At 67.0% G+C, this 20,821-nt stretch carries 19 protein-coding genes; 9 read left to right on the plus strand and 10 right to left on the minus strand.

Annotation, left to right across the window (positions count from 1 at the left end; genetic code table 11):
- Positions 1 to 13: 13 nt before the first annotated feature.
- Both A7D27_RS15935 and A7D27_RS15940 read right to left on the minus strand, forming a co-directional pair.
- Positions 14 to 2,080, minus strand: coding sequence for a carbon starvation CstA family protein (locus A7D27_RS15935; RefSeq protein ID WP_069559891.1), 2,067 nt, complete (start codon positions 2,078 to 2,080; stop codon positions 14 to 16).
- 279 nt (positions 2,081 to 2,359) lie between these two features.
- Positions 2,360 to 2,866, minus strand: coding sequence for a DUF3015 domain-containing protein (locus A7D27_RS15940; RefSeq protein WP_069559892.1), 507 nt, complete (start codon positions 2,864 to 2,866; stop codon positions 2,360 to 2,362).
- A gap of 211 nt (positions 2,867 to 3,077) precedes the next feature.
- Here A7D27_RS15940 and A7D27_RS15945 point away from each other — a divergent pair, with 211 nt between their 5' ends.
- Genes A7D27_RS15945 through A7D27_RS15955 form a run of 3 tightly spaced genes read left to right on the plus strand, consistent with a single transcriptional unit; the run spans position 3,078 to position 6,877 of the window.
- Positions 3,078 to 4,292, plus strand: coding sequence for a DUF3142 domain-containing protein (locus A7D27_RS15945; RefSeq protein WP_069565413.1), 1,215 nt, complete (start codon positions 3,078 to 3,080; stop codon positions 4,290 to 4,292).
- Positions 4,279 to 6,453: a hypothetical protein gene (locus tag A7D27_RS15950; protein WP_069565414.1), complete on the plus strand. Its 2,175-nt coding sequence runs from the start codon at positions 4,279 to 4,281 to the stop codon at positions 6,451 to 6,453. The genes A7D27_RS15945 and A7D27_RS15950 overlap by 14 nt, the downstream gene beginning before the upstream one ends.
- A 55-nt stretch (positions 6,454 to 6,508) precedes the next feature.
- Positions 6,509 to 6,877 carry a PilZ domain-containing protein gene (locus tag A7D27_RS15955; RefSeq protein ID WP_069559895.1) on the plus strand — a complete coding sequence of 123 codons (369 nt, stop codon included), beginning with the start codon at positions 6,509 to 6,511 and terminating at the stop codon, positions 6,875 to 6,877.
- 3 nt (positions 6,878 to 6,880) lie between these two features.
- On the opposite strand, the gene radA is transcribed toward A7D27_RS15955, so the two are convergent.
- From radA to A7D27_RS15970, 3 genes are all read right to left on the minus strand, one after another.
- A complete protein-coding gene (radA, locus tag A7D27_RS15960; protein ID WP_069565415.1) occupies positions 6,881 to 8,248 on the minus strand; it encodes a DNA repair protein RadA in 1,368 nt (455 codons plus the stop codon).
- Between the two features lie 42 nt (positions 8,249 to 8,290).
- Positions 8,291 to 8,563, minus strand: a complete 273-nt coding sequence (locus A7D27_RS28370; protein WP_069559897.1) for a hypothetical protein — start codon at positions 8,561 to 8,563, stop codon at positions 8,291 to 8,293.
- Between the two features lie 67 nt (positions 8,564 to 8,630).
- Positions 8,631 to 8,879 (minus strand): YdcH family protein, encoded by a 249-nt coding sequence (locus tag A7D27_RS15970; protein ID WP_069565416.1) that lies wholly within the window; start codon positions 8,877 to 8,879, stop codon positions 8,631 to 8,633.
- A gap of 48 nt (positions 8,880 to 8,927) precedes the next feature.
- Between A7D27_RS15970 and A7D27_RS29170 the strand changes: the two genes are divergently transcribed.
- Together A7D27_RS29170 and mscL are read left to right on the plus strand one after the other, a co-directional pair.
- On the plus strand, positions 8,928 to 9,284 hold the full coding sequence (locus tag A7D27_RS29170; protein ID WP_083265656.1) for a DUF1272 domain-containing protein: 357 nt from the start codon (positions 8,928 to 8,930) through the stop codon (positions 9,282 to 9,284).
- Positions 9,281 to 9,697 (plus strand): large-conductance mechanosensitive channel protein MscL, encoded by a 417-nt coding sequence (gene mscL / locus A7D27_RS15975; RefSeq protein ID WP_069559899.1) that lies wholly within the window; start codon positions 9,281 to 9,283, stop codon positions 9,695 to 9,697. The genes A7D27_RS29170 and mscL overlap by 4 nt, the downstream gene beginning before the upstream one ends.
- 54 nt (positions 9,698 to 9,751) lie before the next feature.
- On the opposite strand, the gene A7D27_RS15980 is transcribed toward mscL, so the two are convergent.
- The 3 genes from A7D27_RS15980 to A7D27_RS15990 form a co-directional block, all read right to left on the minus strand.
- On the minus strand, positions 9,752 to 11,329 hold the full coding sequence (locus A7D27_RS15980; protein WP_069559900.1) for a TerC family protein: 1,578 nt from the start codon (positions 11,327 to 11,329) through the stop codon (positions 9,752 to 9,754).
- A 222-nt stretch (positions 11,330 to 11,551) separates the two neighbouring features.
- Positions 11,552 to 12,088, minus strand: a complete 537-nt coding sequence (locus A7D27_RS15985; protein WP_069559901.1) for a DUF934 domain-containing protein — start codon at positions 12,086 to 12,088, stop codon at positions 11,552 to 11,554.
- Entirely contained in the window at positions 12,085 to 13,755 is a 1,671-nt protein-coding gene (locus tag A7D27_RS15990) for a nitrite/sulfite reductase (protein ID WP_069565417.1), read from the minus strand. Before A7D27_RS15990 ends, A7D27_RS15985 begins: the two co-directional genes overlap by 4 nt.
- A gap of 268 nt (positions 13,756 to 14,023) precedes the next feature.
- On the opposite strand from A7D27_RS15990, the gene ccoN reads away from it, so the two are divergent.
- The 3 genes from ccoN to fabV all read left to right on the plus strand — a co-directional run bounded on the left by ccoN (position 14,024) and on the right by fabV (position 17,076).
- Positions 14,024 to 15,448 (plus strand): cytochrome-c oxidase, cbb3-type subunit I, encoded by a 1,425-nt coding sequence (gene ccoN / locus A7D27_RS15995; RefSeq protein ID WP_069565418.1) that lies wholly within the window; start codon positions 14,024 to 14,026, stop codon positions 15,446 to 15,448.
- A gap of 10 nt (positions 15,449 to 15,458) precedes the next feature.
- Entirely contained in the window at positions 15,459 to 15,704 is a 246-nt protein-coding gene (locus A7D27_RS16000; RefSeq protein ID WP_139131076.1) for a cbb3-type cytochrome c oxidase subunit 3, read from the plus strand.
- Positions 15,705 to 15,879: 175 nt separating this feature from the next.
- A complete protein-coding gene (fabV, locus tag A7D27_RS16005; protein WP_069565419.1) occupies positions 15,880 to 17,076 on the plus strand; it encodes an enoyl-ACP reductase FabV in 1,197 nt (398 codons plus the stop codon).
- Between the two features lie 117 nt (positions 17,077 to 17,193).
- Here fabV and A7D27_RS16010 read toward each other — a convergent pair whose 3' ends face one another.
- The gene (locus A7D27_RS16010) at positions 17,194 to 17,970 is read right to left on the minus strand and encodes a ferredoxin--NADP reductase (protein ID WP_069565420.1); all 777 of its coding nucleotides are present in this window, start codon (positions 17,968 to 17,970) and stop codon (positions 17,194 to 17,196) included.
- A gap of 105 nt (positions 17,971 to 18,075) precedes the next feature.
- Positions 18,076 to 19,068: a TRAP transporter substrate-binding protein gene (locus A7D27_RS16015; protein WP_069565421.1), complete on the minus strand. Its 993-nt coding sequence runs from the start codon at positions 19,066 to 19,068 to the stop codon at positions 18,076 to 18,078.
- 297 nt (positions 19,069 to 19,365) lie between these two features.
- On the opposite strand from A7D27_RS16015, the gene A7D27_RS16020 reads away from it, so the two are divergent.
- Positions 19,366 to 20,490, plus strand: a complete 1,125-nt coding sequence (locus tag A7D27_RS16020; RefSeq protein ID WP_069565422.1) for a class I SAM-dependent methyltransferase — start codon at positions 19,366 to 19,368, stop codon at positions 20,488 to 20,490.
- Positions 20,491 to 20,821 lie beyond the last annotated feature (331 nt).

The following is a 20,821-nucleotide window of genomic DNA, read 5'->3' on the forward strand; positions in this document are numbered from 1 at the left end:
GTGCGTTCACTCCTCAGGCGTCCGGGATCGGCTGGAACGGCGTTTCCTTGTCGCTGCGCTCGGGCTTGCTCCAGGCGGCACGGCCGACCTTGAAGGCGTAGAACAGCACGCTGAGCACCACAAAGAGGAACAGCACGGTCAGGGTGGCGTTGGTGTAGGCGTTGAAGATGACGTGCTGCATCTGCGCCATGTCCTTGGCCGGTGCCAGCACCTGGCCGGCGTCGGCTGCGTCGCTGTACTTCTTGGCCAGGGCCAGGAAGCCCACGGCGGGGTTCGGGTCCAGCAGCTTGATCAGGCCGGCGGTGGTGGTGCAGATCAGCAGCCAGGTGGCCGGGATCAGCGTCACCCACACGTAGCGCTGGCGCTTCATCTTGATCAGCACCACGCAACCCAGCATCAGGGCGATGCCGGCGAGCATCTGGTTGGAGATGCCGAACAGCGGCCACAGGGTGTTGATGCCGCCCAGCGGGTCGATCACACCCTGGTACAGCAGCCAGCCCCAGAGGGCCACGCAACCGGCGGTGGCGAGCACGTTGGCGAACCAGGAGTCGGTCTTCTTCAGCGCCGGGACGAAGTTGCCCAGCAGGTCCTGCAGCATGAAGCGCCCGGCACGGGTGCCGGCGTCCACGGCGGTGAGGATGAACAGCGCTTCGAAGAGGATCGCGAAGTGGTACCAGAACGCCATGGTGTTCTCGCCCGGCAGCACCTGGTGGAGGATCTGCGCGATGCCGACGGCCAGGGTCGGCGCACCACCGGCACGGGCCAGGATGGTGTGCTCGCCGATGTCACGGGCGGTGGCTTCCAACTGCTCGGGGGTGATGGTGAAGCCCCAACTGCTGACGGTGGCTGCCACGGCGGCGACGTCGGTGCCGACCACGGCCGGCGGGCTGTTCATGGCGAAGTACACGCCCGGCTCGATCACCGAGGCGGCGACCATGGCCATGATGGCGACGAAGGACTCCATCAGCATGCCGCCGTATCCGATGTAGCGGGCATGGGTCTCGCTGGCCAGCAGCTTGGGCGTGGTGCCGGAGCTGATCAGGGCGTGGAAGCCGGACACCGCACCACAGGCGATGGTGATGAACAGGAAGGGGAACAGATTGCCTTTCCACACCGGGCCGGTGCCGTCGATGAACTGGGTCAGGGCCGGCATCTTCAGCATCGGCATGGTCACCAGGATGCCGATGGCCAGGGCGATGATGGTGCCGATCTTGAGGAAGGTGGACAGGTAGTCACGCGGAGCGAGGATCAGCCACACCGGCAGCACGGCGGCGACGAAGCCATAACCGATCAGCATCCAGGTGATCTGCACGCCGGTGAAGGTGAACGCCGGCCCCCAGACCGGGTCCGCGGCGACCTGGCCGCCCAGCCAGATTGAAGCCAGCAGCAACACCACGCCGATCAGCGAGATCTCACCGATGCGGCCCGGGCGGATGTAGCGCATGTACACGCCCATGAACACCGCGATGGGGATGGTCGCCATCACCGTGAACATGCCCCAGGGGCTCTCGGCCAGGGCCTTCACCACGATCAGCGAGAGCACCGCGAGGATGATGATCATGATCAGGAAGGCGCCGAACAGCGCGATGGTGCCGGGCACCTGGCCCATCTCCTCGCGCACCAGCTCGCCCAGGGAGCGGCCGTTGCGGCGGGTGGAGATGAACAGAACCATGAAGTCCTGCACCGCTCCGGCCAGCACCACGCCGGCGATCAGCCAGAGCGTGCCGGGCAGGTAGCCCATCTGCGCGGCGAGCACCGGGCCCACCAGGGGGCCGGCGCCGGCGATGGCGGCAAAGTGGTGGCCGAAAAGGATGTGCTTGTTGGTCGGGACGTAGTCCAGGCCGTCGTTGTTGATCAGCGCCGGAGTGGCGCGGGTCGGATCGAGCTGCATCACCTTGCTGGCGATGAACAGGCTGTAGTAGCGGTACGCGATCAGGTAGAGCGCCACGGCTGCCACCACGATCCACAAGGCGTTAATGGCCTCGCCGCGGCGCAGCGCGACCACGCCCAAGGCACTGGCGCCGATAACGGCCAGCACTGCCCAGGGCAGGTGGCGCGCGACGCTGTTGTTATTGTTCATAGGAGACTCCCAATGGATGGACAGACAAGCTGCCGCGCAAGCTTAGCCCCGTCTCCCTGATTTGAGGTCTAGACATTGGTCTAGAGCCTTCCGACAACCTCGCCGGAATTCGCCTTCGGTGTATTTCCCTCCTTATGCAGAAAATCGCAGGAAGGGTCTGAGGATGCCCCCAGCCGAGACAGCCGAACGGCGGCGAGCTGAAGCCCCCAGGGTGAAAACACCAAACACCCAGGCATGAAAAAGCCGGGCATCGCCCGGCTTCTTCGTCGCACCTGCCGATCAGGCCGGTTGCTTGGCGTAGCGCGCCAGCTGCTGGTCGCGGCTCATCACGTCGAGGGTATTGGCCAGCACCTGCTCGCCGGTCACGTCGGGGGCGGAGAAGATCCGCGCGAAGTTCTCCTGGGTGATCTTGGCGAAGTGGGCACGGTCGGCCTTCTCCACGCCCAGCAGGGTGGCGTAGGCATCCAGCGCCTCGCCCTGGCCCTGGGCCATGTCCTCGGCGATGTTGTCGAGCATGCCGTTCATGGCCAGCATCGAGCGGCCGCCGTAGCCCAGCTTGACGCTGGTGTCGCACCCGTTGGTCCCGGAGGTCATGCCGAAGGTAGCGTTGCCCGAGGTGCCGTTGGTGGTGGTGGCGAGGAAGTGGGGGGCCATGCCGCGTTGCCCTTCGAAAAGCATGTTGCCCCAGCCGCATCCGTTGCCGCCGGCAGCATCGGCATGCGCCGCCACGCTGCCAACACAGAGCAATCCCGCAATCAGACCTTTGACCAGCAGTCGGTTGTCCATTAGCTGCACTCCACAGGGTAATCAGAAGGTGAATAGCTCATGCAGCTTTGGTGACAGAAAAGCGGCTGTCAAACCGAACGGCCGACCATCCGGCGGGCGGTTGCAGGGGATGTGAACAGGTTGGCGGACGCCCCTTGCCGGCGCCGGGGATTGGGAGTCTAATCCGCCGCGACCGGGCCAGGAGGCCCGCCCGCTTCCTTGATGACTGCCCATGACCGGCCCAATCCGCCGCAGGATCGCGGCACTCTTCGCAGCCTTGCTGATGCTGGCCGCCTGCCGGGACGGGCAATCGCCGCCGCTCGATCAGCAGCTCTACGTCTGGCAACGCCAATGGACCCCGGCCCACGCCGAGGCCCTGCGCGCCAGCCACGCCACCTTCTCCACCCTGCGCGTACTGGCCCTCCAGGCCCACCCGGGTGCCGGCTGGTCACGGGCCCGCATCGACACCGACCTGCTGCGCCAGGACGGCCGCCCCTGGGTCGCCGTGGTGCGCCTGGACGGCCAGTTGCCGCAGTTGGACAGCCGGCGCGCACGGGACGAGATCGGTGCCCTGCTGGCGGACTGGCAACGCAACGGGCTCGCCCCGGTCGCCGTGGAGATCGACCACGACTGCGCCAGCGCGCGCCTGGCGGACTACGCCCGCTTCCTCGGCGAGTTGCGCGCCAGCCTGCCCGCCGGCATGCAGCTCGGCATCACCGCCCTGCCCGCCTGGCTGTCGAGCCCCCGCCTGCCGGACGTGCTCGCCCAGGTCGACGGCAGCGTCCTCCAGGTGCACGGTGTCAGCGCGCCGGATAAGGGCCTGTTCGACGAGCGCCAGGCCCTGGAGTGGGCGCGCCGCTGGGATGCCATCAGCCCCACACCCTTCCTTCTCGCCCTGCCCGCCTACGGCGCCGGCTTGATCCGCTCCGACGACGGCGTTCAGGTGGAGAGCGAAGCACCGCTGCCCATCGCCGGGGCGCGCCAGGAATGGATGGCCAATCCCCAGCGCGTCGCCGGGCTGGTCACCCAGTTGCGCCGCGCCCCGCCCGCGCACCTGGCGGGCCTGATCTGGTTCCGCCTGCCACTGCCCGAGGATCGCCGCGCCTGGCCGCTGGCGACGCTGATAGCGGTGGCCCGGGGCGAAGCGCTGGCGGCCGACCTGCGCCTGGACGTGCGACGCCCGGACAACGACCCCCAGCTCAACGAGCTGACCCTGGCCAACCTCGGCAATGCCCCGGCACCCTTGCCTGCTCGCCTGCAACTGGCCGCCCATGACTGCTTCGCCCATGACGCCCTGCCGGGCTACCGCCTCGTCACGGAGGACGCCGGCCTGCGCCTGGAACGCGAGCCCGGCCCTACCCTCTACCTGCAAGCGGGCCAACGCCGCGCGCTGGGTTGGGCCCGCTGCCATGCACCTGCTCAAGGAGGACTCCATGCACACCCCTGATCGGCCCCTAGCCCATCTGGTCCTGGCCATCACCCTGGCCCTGCCGCTGGCCAACCAGGCCCTGGCCTGCGGGCCTGATTTCAACCTGACCCTGCTGGACAACCGCGCCCGCACCCTGGCCGAGATGCCGGAGAACAACTTCGTCTTCGAGGCCACCCACCTGGCCCCGCCCATCGCCGGGCTCAAGCCGGTGAGCCAGGCCACCCTGGTGATCTATTGGGAAGCGGACAACGAGAACTACGTCCGCCAGCGGGAACGGTTGGAGCGGGACGAACTGGGACGCGACATGGCCCAGCGCGTCGAGCAACTGCGCGCCCTGGATGACCCCGCCGAGGTGGAAACCCAGGCCGGCGACCTGCCAGAGGAGCAGCGTCTCTATATTGCCGGCGCCGTGGCCTTCCGCCGGAACGGAGAAGAGGCCAGCGGCTACTTCCGCCGCCTGCTCGCCCTGCCCGCCGAGCAACGCCGGGCCCGCAGCACCTGGGCTGCCTACTCCCTGGGACGCGCGCAGGCGGAAATGAGCCGCAACTTGCCTGCCTCCGATGACGTGACGACCGATGCCGAGGCCGAGCAGCGCCGGCAAGCCCATGCCCAGGCCGCCCGCGAGGCCTTCCAGTTGACCCGCCAACTGGCCCGGGACGGCTTCCCCGACCCGCTGGAACTGGCCGCCGCCAGCCTCGGAGAAGAGGCCCGCGTGGCCAAGGACGCTGGCGACTGGGGCCAGGCCATCCGCTTCTATTCCAACCAGGCAGCGCTGAACTCCAGCAGCGGCGCCAGCTCCCTCAAGCTTCTCTCCGGCGAACTGGCCCGAATGCCGGAGGCACAACTGCGCCCGCTGCTGGCCGTCCCGGAGGTGCAGCAGTTGCTCACCATCCGCCTGCTCAGCCGGATCGGCTGGCACTACGACGGCCAGACCGAAGCCGAAAGAACCCTCGTCCAGCTGTTGCTGTCGCTGGACGAACAGGCACTGCCCAATGCCGACCGCCTCGCCACGCTGGCCTACCAGAGCGGCCAGTACGACACCGCCCGGCGTCTGCTGGAGAAGGCCGGCGACACGGGCCTCGCCTGGTGGATCAGGGCCAAGGTAGCCCTGCACGACGGAGACATCGCCACAGCCACCCAGGCCTATGCCAAGGCCTCCCAGGCCTTCCCGGAGGATGAAAGCTGGGCCTACCGACGTGACAACGACGGCTACCTGGAAACGCTAAAGCCCCACTGCCGGGTCAACGGCGAGCGCGCCGTGCTCGCGCTTAAGCGCGGCGACTATCTGGACGCCCTGGACATGCTCTACCGCAGCGGCGCGATCTACTGGGAGGACACCGCCGCCCTCGCCGAGCGGGTGCTGACCCTGAACGAACTGAAGGGCTTCGTCGATGCCAAGGTGCCGGCCCCTACCCCGCAGGAACAGACCGATCACGACGAGTACGTGCGTCGCCCGGTCGCCACCCTGCTGAGGGAACTGTTGGGGCGCCGTCTGATGCGCGAAGGGCACTACGACGAAGCACCGGCCTACTTCGCCACCGAAGAGTTGCGCACCACAGCCCGCCAGTACGCCAGGGCACGCCAGGAAGCGCAGAGCCGCTGGACCGACATCGGCCAGGCCGAGGCTTACTACACAGCCGCGGCCCTGGCGCGCTGGCGCGGTATGGAGCTGCTCGGCTACGAGATGTCACCGGACTTCAGGGTGTACGGAGGCAGCCTCTACCGACTCCAGGTGGAGCACCAGTCAGCCGACGGCTGGCTGAGCGAAGACGAGGCAAAGCGCCAGAACAACGCACTGACCGATCCCAATCGCCGCTTCCACTATCGCTGGGTGGCCGCGGACCTGGCCGAACGCGCCGCCGACCGGCTGCCACATACCAGCCAGGCATTCGCCGCAGTGCTGTGTCAGGCCAGCGGCTGGCTGGAGCACCGCGATCTGGACAGTGCCCGGCGCATCTACCGCCGCTATGTGGAGAACGGTCCTTTCGTGGAGTGGGCCGCCAACTTCGGCAGGACGTGTGAAGATCCGGATTTCGAGCGGGCCAAGCCCCGTCAATGGGAAGAACGCTGGAGCGCCATCACCGCCCTGGCGCCGTCCCGACGCCATACCGCCTACGGCCTCGGCGCACTGCTGGTGGCCGGCGGCCTGCTGCTGGCCTGGCGTCGTCGTCGCGTTTGAGCGGGTAATCTAGCCCTTGTCTATAGTGATCCAAACTGCCCAGGAGTCTTGAGCGATGAGCCAGAAAGAACACGAACGACGGCGCTTCCACCGGGTCGCGTTCGACGCCGCGACCGAACTGGTCCAGGGCGAACGCCAATGGCAGGCCGAGCTGCAGGACATTTCCCTGAAGGGCCTGCTGCTGAGCCGCCCGACGAACTGGAACGGCGATGGGGACCAGCCCTTTCAGGCGGTCATCCACCTGTCCCGGGATGCCCTGGTGCGCATGGACGTGGTCCTCACCCGGGTCCAGGACGACCAGTTGGGCTTCGTCTGCCAGCACATCGACCTGGACTCCATCGCCCACCTGCGTCGACTGATGGAGCTGAACCTGGGCGATGAGGCGTTGCTGGAGCGCGACCTGGCCGCCCTCGTGGAGGCTTGAGCGCTACTCGAACAGCGCGTCGAGCGCCTGCTCCAGGCGCGTTACCGCGATGACCCGCAAGCCGGGGGGCGCTCCCTTCGGGGCGTTCCCCTTGGGCACGATGGCCCGCTTGAAGCCATGCTTGCCCGCCTCCTTCAAGCGCTCCTGCCCGCTAGGCACGGGGCGCACCTCGCCAGACAGGCCCACTTCGCCGAACACCAGCAGGTCATGCTCCAGCGGCCGGTTGCGCAGGCTCGACATGATCGCGGCGATCAGCGCCAGGTCGGAGGCCGTCTCCAGCACCTTCACCCCGCCCACCACGTTGAGAAACACGTCCTGGTCGTGGGTCGGGATGCCGCCGTGGCGGTGCAGCACCGCCAGCAGCATGGCCAGGCGGTTCGGGTCCAGGCCCAGAGTGACCCGGCGCGGGTTGGCCAGATGACTGGTGTCCACCAGCGCCTGCACCTCCACCAGCATCGGCCGCGAGCCTTCCCAGGTGGCCATCACCACGCTGCCGGGCACCGCTTCCTGGGCGCGGGTGAGGAAGATCGCCGACGGGTTGGAGACCTCCTTCAGGCCGCGATCGGTCATGCCGAACACCCCCAGCTCGTTCACCGCGCCGAAGCGGTTCTTCACCGCCCGCAGCAGGCGCAGTCGGCCGTCGGACTCGCCCTCGAAATACAGCACTGTGTCGACCATGTGCTCCAGCACGCGGGGGCCTGCCAGGGCGCCCTCCTTGGTCACGTGGCCGACCAGAAAGATCGCCGTGCCGCTCTGCTTGGCGTAGCGCACCAGCAGCGCCGCGCTCTCGCGCACCTGGGCCACGCCGCCGGGGGCGGACTGCAACTGCTCGGTGAAGATGGTCTGGATGGAGTCGATCACCATCACCTTGGGCTTCTCCACCCGTGCGGTGGCGATGATGCTTTCGATGCAGGTCTCGGTCATCACCTTGAGCTTGTCTTCCGGCAGCCCCAGGCGGCGGGCACGCATGGCGACCTGCTGCTGGGATTCCTCACCGGTGACGTAGAGCGCGGGGAAGCGGGTAGCGATGTTGCAGAGGGTCTGCAGGAGGATGGTGGATTTGCCGATGCCGGGGTCACCGCCGATCAGCACCACCGAACCGTCGACCAGGCCACCGCCGAGCACCCGGTCCAGTTCCGCGGAAGCGGTGGAAAAGCGCGGCATTTCCTCGACGCTGACCTCGGCCAGGGTCTTGATCTGCGCCTGGCCGCCGGCCCAGCCGGCGCGCCCGCTGGAGGACGAGGCGGCAGCCCCTTCCAGCACGGTTTCCACCAGGGTGTTCCAGGCCCCGCAATCGGCACACTGGCCAGCCCATTTGGGGAAGGTCGAGCCGCACTCGGTGCAGCCGTACATGCGCTTGGCCTTGGCCATCAGCGGACTCCGTCAGAAAAGCGAAGCCCGCATGATAGCGGATCACCCCTTGCAGGCGCGCCCGCAGCCGCAGCAGCCTTCCTTGCGTGGCAGGCGGGCCAGGTCCTGGGCCAGGCCCTCGCGGCGCATCTGCAGGGCCTGCAGGCTGGAGCCGTCCAGCGGCTCGGTGCCGGCCTGGATGCGGGCAATGCGCTTGTCCAGCAGGTCCAGCTGCTGGCGCAGGCGGTCTCGTCGTTCCTCGGCTCGGCGCGCCTCGTACTGGGCCTTGCGGTCGGATTCGGGGGTGGCGCTCGGAAGGGTGTCGTAGGCCGTCATGGCGAGTGCTCCGAAGGGGAAAGGCGGCCAGCCTAGCCAGCCGCCACGGGCACTGCGTTGACGCCGGTCAACCGCTCTGATGGGCCCTGAGCAACTGGGCGATCTCGTCCTTCAGGGCCACCCGCTTCATCTTCAGGCTGTGCAGTTGCAGATCATCCAGGGCATGCCGGCCGTCCTCGACTTCGTAGATGCGCGTATCGAGGTGGTGGTACTCGGCGGCCAGGCGGGCAAAGTGCACGTTGTGCTGGAGAAGTTCGTGCATCGTGAGGTGATCATCAGGAAATTCACGTTCCAGGGCATGGTGTTCGAGAGGCATGGCAAGGCTCCTTGCAAGACCGAAGCAGCAGCTAGAGGCTAGACCAGCCTGGGCGACCGGACAGCCACCTGCGAAGCCTGCGCCCGCGCGCTACCACCCGCCAGTACCGGCGCCCGCATCTGCTCTTTCGAATGCACCTTCTGCGCCGACTGTGCCAAGCGCCTGCACAACGTCTGCCTGAACTGCGGTGGCGGCTTCTACCCGCGTCCAGTGCGCCCGAAGGTGCTACTGGAGCGCTGCCCGGCGGCCGGCGTGCGGGTACAGAAGCGCCCCGATCCCCGGGCACACGAGGACTTCTGCCGGCTCTACCGCCGCACCGAACCGCAACACCGGCAGGATGGCGCTGTCAGATCACTCGGTTACACTTCCAGCCCATCAGTCCAATCCCTGGGGGAAATCGCATGAGCGTGCTGTCGGAATTCAAGGCCTTCGCGGTCAAGGGCAACGTGGTCGACATGGCCGTGGGCATCATCATCGGCGCCGCATTCGGCAAGATCGTCTCATCCTTCGTCGGTGACGTGATCATGCCGCCGGTGGGGCTGCTGGTGGGTGGCGTGGATTTCTCCGACCTGGCCATCACCCTGAAGGCCGCCGAGGGCACCGCCCCGGCCGTGGTCCTGGCCTATGGCAAGTTCATCCAGACGGTGCTCGACTTCATGATCGTGGCTTTCGCCATCTTCATGGGGGTCAAGGTGATCAACAGGCTCAAGCGCGAAGAAGCCGCTGCCCCCGAGGCACCGCCGGCGCCCACCAAGGATCAGGAGCTGCTCAGCGAGATCCGCGACCTGCTCAAGGCCCAGCAGAAACAGCAGCCCTGAAAGTCGCATGAATGAAAAACGGCGCCCGAAGGCGCCGTTTCTTCATGGGCAGACTCAGCCCATTCGCCCCCGATGCCCGGCAGGCGGTTCCAGCAACAACCGGTTCACACGGCGCTCCTTCACTTCGATCACTTCCAGTCGCCAGCCCTCCACCTCCAGCTCATCCCCCACCACCGGCAGGCGATCCAGCAGGCTCATGGCCAGGCCGGCGACCGTCTGGTAGAGCTCCTGAGGACGGGGCGGGAAACCCAGGCGCTCGTTCAGCAGACTCAGGTTAACTGCGCCGCTGACCGTCCAGCCCGTGTCCACGGGCTCGATATCCAGGCCGTCCACCTCGCTGGCATCCGGCAGTTCGCCAGCGATGGATTCGAGGATGTCGGTCATGGTCAGCAGGCCTTCGAAACCGCCGAACTCGTTGACCACGAAGGCCACGTGGGTCGAAGCCTTGCGCATCTCCTCCAGGGCACTGAGCACCGAGGCGCTCTCCGGCAGGTTGGGCGGGATGCGTAGCAGGGGCTCGATCTCCGGCGCCTGCCCCTGCAACAGCGTGCGCAGCAGTTCCTTCTTGTGCACGTAGCCCAAGGGCTCGTCCACGTCCGCATCGCGGACCACCACCAGGCGCGAATAGGGCGAGCGCAGCAGCGCGTCGTGCACCGTATCGCGGCTGTCGGCCAGGTCGATGCGCTCCACGTCCACGCGGTTGGTCATCAGGGTGCGGATGGGGCGCTCGGCAAGGCCCAGCACGCCGCTGATCATCACCCGCTCACGGCGGTCGAAGGGCACCTGGCCACGGCCGTTACCCTTCACCAGGTCGGCGATCTCCTCGCCCACCTCGTCGGCCTCCACACCACGGCCGCCCAGCAGGCGCAGCACCGCATGGGCGGTCCGCTCGCGCAAGCCGCCGGCTTCCTCCTGGCGGCGGCGACGGCGCCAGCGCACCGTCTGGTTGGCCAGCTCAATGAGGATCGAGAAGCCGATGGCCGCGTACAGGTAGCCCTTGGGAATGTGAAAACCCAGGCCTTCGGCGGTAAGGCTGAAGCCGATCATCATCAGGAAGCCCAGGCACAGCATGATCACCGTGGGATGGGCGTTGACGAACGCGGTCAGCGGCTTGCTGGCGACGATCATCAGGCCGATGGAGATCACCACCGCGATCATCATCACTTCCAGATGCTCCACCATGCCGACGGCGGTGATCACCGCGTCCAGGGAGAACACCGCGTCGAGCACCACGATCTGTGCCACCACCGGCCAGAACAGCGCGTAGGTGCGACTGCCAGAGCTCGTCGTCGGGGCGCGGCCCTCGATGCGTTCGTGCAGTTCCATGGTGGCCTTGAACAGCAGGAACACGCCGCCGAACAGCATGATCAGGTCTCGCCCGGAGAAAGCCTTTCCGAAGACCTCGAACAGCGGCGCGGTCAGGGTCACCAGCCAGGAAATGCTGGCCAGCAGGCCCAGGCGCATGAACAGCGCCAGCGACAGGCCGATCAGGCGCGCGCGGTCACGCTGATGGGGCGGCAGCTTGTCCGCGAGGATGGCGATGAACACCAGGTTGTCGATGCCCAGCACGATCTCCAGCACCACCAGGGTAAGGAGGCCCAGCCAGGCCGTGGGGTCGGCGATCCACTCCATGTCAGCCCTCCTCGCCGCAGAGACGAGCAGAGGCCGCCGACCACACTACCGAGGCGCAGGACGGGGAGCCGCTGGGGTTCACGGAAATGAAGCGGGAAACGGGAAGGCGCACTGCGCCGCGAGGGAGGGATGCCGGGGGAGGCTGACTGTCGCTGTCCATTGAGGTCCGATCAGTGAAAACGGGTGAGCATCGTAGGATAGAACGCCCCTCCCCCCGAGCCGTCAATTTTTACCAATCGTGACATCGGCCTCGCGGCGCCGGAACAGCGGGCGCGGCTCGATCACCGAGCGGCCGTAGAGCACGCTGAGCCCGGCCAGCCCCTTGAGGGCGTCCTCGGCGGACTTGTCGGCACGCACCGCAAAGGTGTCGAAGCCGCACTGACGCATGTGCGCCAACTGGTCCCGCAGCACGTCCCCCACGGCGCGCAACTCGCCGGCCCAGCCGAGCCGGCTGCGCAGCAGGTAGGCCTGGCTGTAGCCCCGGCCATCGCGGAAGCTGGGGAAGTCCACGGCGATCAGCGGCAGGCTGTAGAGGCAGTCCCGCAGGGCTTCCACATCGTCGTCCGGCTGCAGCAGCAGCGCATCCTCGCTGACGCGCTCGCCCGCCAGCACGGCGGCGTCCTGCCGGGCTTGCCAGAGCGCCAGTGGCAGGATCAGCGGCCCGCCGTCCGGCAGCGCCTCGTCCGGGCGCACCAGGAGCCAGGGGTCGTCCTCGACCAGGCCGGGCACGCCCTGGCGCAGGCGGATCAGGTTGTTCATGCCGGCTCCTCCTCACGGGTGTAGACCCGTGCCTTGAACGGCTCCAGGCCGATGCGGCCGAGGGTGTCGACGAAGCGCTCGTTGCCCTCGCGGTGCGCCAGGTAGGTGTCGGCGATGTGCTCGATCACCTGGGGCACTGCGGCCGCACTGAAGGACGGGCCGATCACCCGCCCCAGCGCCGCCGACATGCCCTGGGCGCCGCCAAGGGTGATCTGGTACCACTCGCTGCCGCCCTTGTCGACGCCGAGGATGCCGATGTTGCCGATGTGGTGATGGCCGCAGGCATTCATGCAGCCGGATATGTTCAGGCTCAGTTCGCCGAGTGCCTCCAGCCGCGCCGGGTCGCTGAAGCGTGCCTGGATCGCCTGGGCAATGGGGATCGACTTGGCATTGGCCAGCGCGCAGTAGTCGCCACCGGGGCACGCGATGATATCGGTCAGCAGGCCGATGTTGGGGGTTGCCAGGTCAGCCTCGCAGGCGGCCTGCCAGAGGGCATACAGGTCGCGCTTGGGCACGTCCGGCAGCACCAGGTTCTGTTCGTGGGCAATGCGGATCTCGCCGAAGCCAAAGCGCTCGGCCCAGTCCGCCACCGCCTCCATCTGCGCGGCGGTCACGTCCCCCGGTGGAGCCTCGGGCCCAGGCTTGGTGGAGATCACCACCGACGCATAGCCGGGCACCTTGTGCGGTTGCAGGTTACGGGCGCACCAGCGGGCGAAGGCCGGGTCCTCGGCCAGGTGCCGGCCATGTTCCAGGTCGGCGGCGTCGAGGGTGGCGTAGGCCGGCGTGGTGAAGGAGGCCGCCACGCGCGCGTACTCGGCCTCGGTCAGTTGGGCCGGACCGTTGCGCAGGTGCTCCCATTCGGCCTCCACCTCGCGGGCGAAAGCCTCGATACCCAGGGCCTTGACCAGGATCTTGATGCGCGCCTTGTACTTGTTGTCGCGGCGGCCGTGGCGGTTGTAGACCCGCAGCACCGCCTCGACATAGGACAGCAGGTGGCGCCAGTGCAGCCCCTCGCGGATCACCTGGGCGAGGATCGGCGTCCGTCCGAGCCCGCCACCCACCAGTACCTTGAGGCGCATTTCACCGTCGGCATCGCGGTACAGGTACAGGCCGATGTCGTGCATCTGCACCGCTGCACGGTCTTCCTCGGCGGCACAGAGGGCGATCTTGAACTTGCGCGGCAGGAACAGGAATTCCGGGTTCACCGTGGACCACTGGCGGAGGATCTCGGCCAGCGGACGCGGGTCCAGCAGCTCGTCGGCAGCCACCCCGGCGAACGCCTCGGTGGTGATGTTACGCACACAGTTGCCGGAGGTCTGGATGGCATGCATGTCGACATCGGCGAGGCGCTCGAGGATGTCCGGCACCCGCTCCAGGTCAATCCAGTTGAACTGGATGTTCTGCCGGGTGGTGAAGTGGCCATAGCACCGGTCGTACTCCCGGGCGATGAGGGCCAGGGTGCGCAACTGGACCGACGACAGCGTGCCGTAGGGGATGGCCACCCGCAGCATGTAGGCGTGCTTCTGCAGGTACAGGCCGTTCTGCAGGCGCAGGGGCAGGAACTCTTCCTCGCTCAGTTCGCCGCTCAGCCGCCGCGCCACCTGGTCACGGAACTGCGCGACGCGTTCGCGGACCAGGGCGCGATCGTAGTCGTCGTATCGGTACATGGGGGTCCTCATCAGGCCGCCGCAGGCGGCAATCATCCGGTGAACCACTATGGCGAGCCACCCGACTCAGAAACAGAATCAGATCGAAGCGGAATTCCGATATCAGATGATCCGGTCCGCCACCGGCGCCGCCTGTGAGCAGATGGCGTCTATCTGATCTCATAAAAGCAGCCAAAACTGAGGCTGTTTCGTCCCGTCCCGCCTTTCTAGAGTGGCGCCCCGGTCGGCCGTGCCGGCCAAGCCATTCCCACTCCTGAAGGTTTTCCGCATGAACACTGCAGAAATCGAACCCGCCTACGACTACCGGGTGGTGCGCCAGTTTGCGCTGATGACGGTGGTCTGGGGCATCGTCGGCATGGGCCTGGGGGTGTTCATCGCCGCCCAACTGGTCTGGCCGTCCCTGAACCTCGACCTGCCCTGGACCAGCTTCGGCCGCCTGCGGCCGTTGCACACCAACCTGGTGATCTTCGCCTTCGGCGGCAGCGCGCTGTTCGCCACCAGCTACTACACCGTGCAGCGCACCTGCCAGGCGCGACTGTTCGGTGGCAGCCTCGCCACCTTCACCTTCTGGGGCTGGCAGGCCCTGGTGATCTGCTTGCTGGTGACCTTGCCCCAGGGCCTGACCACCACCAAGGAATACGCCGAGGTGGAATTCGCCGGGGCCGTGTGGATGGGCATCGTCTGGGTCGCCTATGCCGTGGTGTTCTTCGGCACGGTGATGAAGCGCCAGACCCGGCACATCTACGTGGGCAACTGGTTCTTCGGCGCCTTCATCGTGGTCACGGCGATGCTGCACATCGTCAACCACGCCGCCATCCCGGTGAGCTGGTTCAAGTCCTACCCGGTCTACTCCGGAGCCACCGATGCCATGGTCCAGTGGTGGTACGGGCACAACGCCGTGGGCTTCTTCCTGACCACCGGCTTCCTCGGGATGATGTATTACTTCATCCCCAAACAGGCCGGGCGCCCGGTCTACTCCTACCGCCTGTCCATCGTGCACTTCTGGGCACTGATCACCCTGTACATCTGGGCCGGCCCGCACCACCTGCACTACACCGCGCTGCCGGACTGGGCACAGTCCCTGGGCATGGTGATGTCCCTGGTGCTGCTGGCCCCCAGTTGGGGCGGCATGATCAACGGCATGATGACCCTGTCGGGCGCCTGGCATAAGCTGCGCGACGACCCCATCCTGCGCTTCCTCGTGGTCTCCCTGGCCTTCTATGGCATGTCCACCTTCGAAGGCCCGATGATGGCCATCAAGACCGTCAACGCCCTCTCCCACTACACCGACTGGACCATCGGCCACGTGCACGCCGGCGCCCTCGGCTGGGTGGCGATGATCACCATCGGCTCGCTCTACCACCTGATCCCCCGCCTTTACAGCCGCGAGCGGATGTACAGCACCGGGTTGATCAACGCGCACTTCTGGCTGGCCACCATCGGCACCGTGCTCTACATCGCCTCGATGTGGGTCAACGGCATCACCCAGGGCCTGATGTGGCGCGCGGTGAACGACGACGGCACCCTCACCTACTCCTTCGTCGAGGCACTGGAGGCCAGCCACCCCGGCTTCATCGTGCGCTTCGTCGGTGGCCTGTTCTTCCTCAGCGGCATGCTGCTGATGGCCTGGAACACCTGGCACACCGTGCGCGCCACCGACCGTGCGACGGCTCTGGCCGGCGCCACGGCCTGAGGAGCGGAGCATGGACGCCGAAACCCTGAACGTGCTGTTCGGCCTGGGCACGGTGGCCTTCTTCTTCGTCGCCGTGCAACTGAGCCTGGGGCGTCACAGCCAGCGCCAACTGGACGAAGCCACCATGCTGCCGTTCGCCGACGACGAACCCGTGGCCCGCCGCATGGAACGCGCCACCGGGCGCAGCAGCACCGGCTGCAGTTGCCCCGGCCGCTGCGACGGCAGCTGCGCCACCCGCACCGAACTGGAGGCCTGAGGGCCTCACCGAGCGCGCCGGGGCGGCCCTCTCTCCCGTCCCGGTCATGCCGGGTGGGCCGGCTTTTGCCGACTCACCCGGCTGCCGCTGGCCACAACCGAGGTGTCTTATCTACGATGCGCGACGTCTCCCGCTTCTGAATGTGCTGTTACCGCATCTAGCAACCGAGGTTTCCATGATCATCAAACCGCGCGTGCGTGGCTTCATCTGCGTCACTACCCATCCGGCCGGCTGCGAGGCCAACGTCAAGGAACAGATCCGCTACGTCGAGTCCAAGGGCCCCGTGGCCAACGGCCCGAAGAAGGTGCTGGTCATCGGTTCGTCCACCGGCTACGGCCTGGCCGCACGCATCACCGCCGCCTTCGGCGCGGGCGCCGACACCCTGGGCGTGTTCTTCGAGCGTCCGGGCAGCGAGACCAAGGCCGGCACCGCTGGCTGGTACAACTCCGCCGCCTTCGAGAAAGCCGCCCAGGCCAAGGGCCTGTACGCGCGCAGCATCAACGGCGACGCGTTCTCCGATGAGGCGAAGCGCGTCACCATCGAGACCATCAAGCAGGACCTGGGCCAGGTCGACCTGGTGGTCTACAGCCTGGCCGCCCCGCGCCGCACCCATCCCAAGACCGGTGAAGTCTTCAACTCCGTGCTCAAGCCGGTCGGCAAGACCGTCAACTTCCGTGGCCTGGACACCGACAAGGAAGTGATCAAGGAAAGCGTGATGGAGCCGGCCACCGAGGCCGAGATCGCCCACACCGTGGCGGTCATGGGTGGTGAAGACTGGCAGATGTGGATCGACGCCCTGCAGGAAGCCGGCGTGCTGGCCGACGGCGCCAAGACCACCGCCTTCACCTACCTGGGCGAAGAGATCACCCACGACCTGTACTGGAACGGCTCCATCGGCGCCGCCAAGAAGGACCTGGACCAGAAGGTCCTCGGCATCCGCGAGAAACTCGCCGCCACCGGTGGCGACGCCCGCGTCTCGGTGCTGAAGGCCGTGGTCACCCAGGCCAGCTCGGCCATCCCGATGATGCCGCTGTACCTGTCGCTGCTGTTCAAGGTGATGAAGGAAAAGGGCACCCACGAAGGCTGCATCGAACAGGTCGACGGCCTGTTCCGCGAGAGCCTCTACGGCACCGAGCCGCACCTGGACGCCGACGGCCGCCTGCGCGCCGACTACAAGGAACTGCAACCGGACGTGCAGGACACCGTGAAGGACCTGTGGAACAAGGTGACCAACGAGAACCTGTACCAGCTGACCGACTTCACCGGCTACAAGACCGAGTTCCTGCGCCTGTTCGGCTTCGAGATCGACGGCGTGGACTACGAGCAGGACGTGAACCCGGACGTGCAGATCCCCAACCTGATCCAGCTCTGACCGGCTTCACCGTTCCACCCACCGGCGCCCCAGGGCGCCGGTTTTCGTTTAGGCGAGACAGGAAACACCCACAGAGCCCGATAATCCGCTGGGTTCCGAAGTGATCAGCGACACCCTCTACCAGTAATTCTCCACCGCCACCTGCCCCGGCCTCCGGCTGAGCGACAGGTTCATCCCCCTCGCCTTCAGCACCGCCCGGGTGTCCTCGATCATCTGCGGGTTGCCGCAGAGCATCACCCGCGAATGCTCCGGCTCCAGTGGCAGCCCGGCAGCGCGCTCCAGTGCGCCGTTCTCGATCAGGGTGGTGATGCGCCCACCCAAGGCCCCCGGGTGGGCCTCGCGGGTGACCACGGGCAGGTAGAGGAACTTCTCGGCCACGCCTTCCAGGTGCTCCAGCCCCGCCAGGCCGTGGATCAGCGGCTGGTAGGCCAGCTCCGCCGCGTGGCGCACGCTGTACACCAGCACGATGCGCTCGAAGCGCTGCCACACCTCCAGGCCCTGCAGGATCGACAGGAACGGAGCCACGCCGGTGCCGGTGGCCAGCAGCCAGAGGTCGCGGCCGTCGACGAAGCGGTCGAGGGTGAGGAAGCCGAAGGCCTGCTTGTCGACCAGCAGGGTGTCGCCCACCGCCAGCCGGCTCAGCTCGGAGGTGAACTCGCCGCCGGGCACGACGATGGAGAAGAAGTCGAGGAACTCGTCATGGGGCGCCGAGACCATCGAATAGGCCCGCCACACCGTGCTGCCATCGGCCTTGGTCACGCCCAGGCGGGCGAACTGGCCGGCGCGGAAGCGAAAGCCCGGGTCACGGGTGGTGCGCAGGGTGAACAGGTTCTGGGTGAGGGGCCGGACCTCACGGAGGGTCTGGCAGGTGAACTTCTCGTCGCTGGCGGACATGGCACGGCTCCGGGTCGGATACCGCGCCAGTCTCGCGCAAAGCCGGCCCGGCAAACACCCGCGGGCCATGTGGCTATCCGCCGGGCGGCGGACAGCCGGGAGGCATCAGCGCTTGCGGTTGACGGTCTGCGCGGCGCGCAGCACGTCGGCGCCGATTTCGGCCTCGTACTTCTTCCACACCGGCATCATCACCTGACGCCAGGCTTCGCGCTCTTCGGGGGTGAGGGTGATGACCTTGGCCCGGCCAGCGGCGATCACCTTCTCGCGGTCCTTCTCGTTCATCGCCTCGGCTTCCTTGTTCACCTCGGCGGTGACCTCGTCGATGATCGCCTCCAGCTCGGTGCGGGTCTCGTAGGGGATGCCGATCCAGAACTTGTAGTTGGTGATCAGCATGTAGCTGATCGACCCATGACCGGTCTCGATCACGTAGGGCTGCACGGTGTCGATCTTCTGGGTCGCCACGTTGGACCAGGGGCCTTCGGTGCCCTGGATGGTGCCCGCCTGCAAGGCCTTGAAGGCCTCGGCAAAGGGCATCTTCACCGTGGTGGCGCCGAGCTGGGCGAACTGCGACTCCAGCACCGAGGAAGGCTGGATGCGGAAGGCCAGGCCCTTGGCGTCCTCGGGCTTGTGCAGCTCACGGCTGGCGGTCATCACCTTCATGCCGTTGTTCCAGTAGCCCAGGCCGTAGATGCCGTACTTGGACATGGAACGTAGCAGCTCGCGGCTCTTCTCACGCTTCTGGAAGCGCTTCACCGCCTCCAGGTCGTCGAACAGGTAGGGCAGGTCGAACACCTGCAGCTGCTTGGTGTAGGCCTCGAACTTGGACAGCGACGGCGCCAGCATCTGCACCTCGCCCTTCTTCAGCGCCTCGATCTCGTTGGCATCGCCGAAGAGCGTGGAGTTCGGGTAGACCTCGACCTTGACCTTGCCGGCCAGGCGCTCTTCCACCAGCTTCTTGAACAACAGGGCACCCTTGCCCTTGGGGGTGTCCTCGGCCACTACGTGGGAGAACTTGATCAGCACCGGCTCGTCAGCCAGCACCGCATTGGAAAAGACGAACAGCGAGGCGAAGACCGCCCCCAGCAGAGACCTGTACATGCAAGCACCTATGCAAATGACAACGGCGAAGCCCACGCAGAAAGGCGCGGGCTCCGTCCGGATTCGATGTGTGGTTCGGTGGTCGACCCGCCCCCAACCAGCGGATTCGCACCGTCAAACGGCGTACCAGGTCGTTCAGGGCAGAGAAAAGCCCGAGGCCTGGTTATTATTGGTGCCGCTTCGGCGCACGGGGCCCGTCCGGGCCCGCCGCAGCGGAAGCGCGAAATTCTAGTGATATCGGGGCAATAGACAAGCGCCGGTTTCCCCAACCACCTCTCAGTTTCAGCAGATTCTTTCATGGCCCTCCTGGTAACCCCTTTCGCCCAGCTCGACCTTGTCCGCGTTCCCGACCAGCAGGGCGAGCCGTTGCAGGCCTTCGACGCCGCTGACGAGTACCTGCTCAACCACCTCCATGCCCAGGCACCGTCATGCGACACCCGCGTCCTGGTCCTCAACGACAGTTTCGGCGCCCTCGCCGCCAGCCTCGCTCCGCACCTGCAGGTCACCAGCAGCGGTGACTCGCACCTGGGTTTCCTCGGCCTCTCGCGCAACCTCGCGCGCAACGGCCTGGAGGGCGCCCCGGTGCGCTTCGTGCCGGCCAGCGAACCGCTCAGCGGGCCGTTCGACCGGGTGCTGATCCGCGTGCCCAAGACCCTCGCCCTGCTGGAAGAACAGCTCATCCGCCTGCACGGCCAACTGGCCCCCGGCGCCCAGGTGGTAGCTGCCGGCATGGTCAAGCACCTGCCCCATGCCGCCGGCGACCTGCTGGCCAAGTACATCGGACCGATGCAGCCCTCTCTGGCAGTTAAGAAGGCGCGCCTGCTGATCGCCATGCCGGAAGCGAAGCCGTTCGTCGCCTCGCCCTACCCGACCCGCTACCGACTGGACGAACCGAGCGTGGAATTGCTGAACCACGCCAACGTGTTCTGCCGCGACGGACTGGACATCGGCACCCGCGCCTTCCTCCCGCACCTGCCGCGCGGCCTGGCCCGCGTGCGAGCCGCCGACCTCGGCTGCGGCAACGGCATCCTCGGCATCGCCTACGCCCTGGCCAACCCCGAGGCCGAGCTGACGCTGGTGGACGAGTCCTACATGGCCGTGCAATCGGCCCGGGAAAACTGGCAGGCGGCCCTGGGCGAGCGCCCGGCGGACATCCGCGCCGGCGACGGGCTGGCCGAGCAGCCGGCGGACTCACTGGATCTGGTGCTGTGCAACCCGCCGTTCCACCAGCAGCAGGTGGTGGGCGACTTCCTCGCCTGGCGGATGTTCGTGCAGGCGCGCAACGCGCTGGTGACGGGGGGCGAGCTGTGGATCGTCGGCAACCGCCACCTGGGCTACCACGCCAAGCTCAAGCGGCTGTTCCGGGGCGTCGAACAAGTCGCCGCCACACCGAAGTTCGTGATTCTCAAAGCCAGCAAGTAAGGAGGCGGAACAAGGTGCGCGCGGATCGATGGGCATCGCTGCGCTCAGCGCCATCCTACGGGGGCGTGGATCGCGCTTCATCGATCCACCACCCCGCCGCGCCAAGCCCCGCACGGTGGATGCAAAGAGCGGCATCCACCCTACGCCCAGACGAAACTCCGCAGCCTGGCAAACGGCATGAGCGCACACGACGCAACGCCCGACCGTAGCCCGGACTTCAGTCCGGGAACACTCGGCGCCGCGCACGGGCTACAGCCGTAGAGTGGATCGCGCTTCATCGATCCACCCCCCACCGCGCCAAGCCCCGCACGGTGGATGCAAAGAGCGGCAT

Source organism: Pseudomonas sp. 1D4 (assembly GCF_001728925.1).
In the GTDB taxonomy this organism is placed as follows: Bacteria; Pseudomonadota; Gammaproteobacteria; order Pseudomonadales; family Pseudomonadaceae; genus Metapseudomonas; species Metapseudomonas otitidis.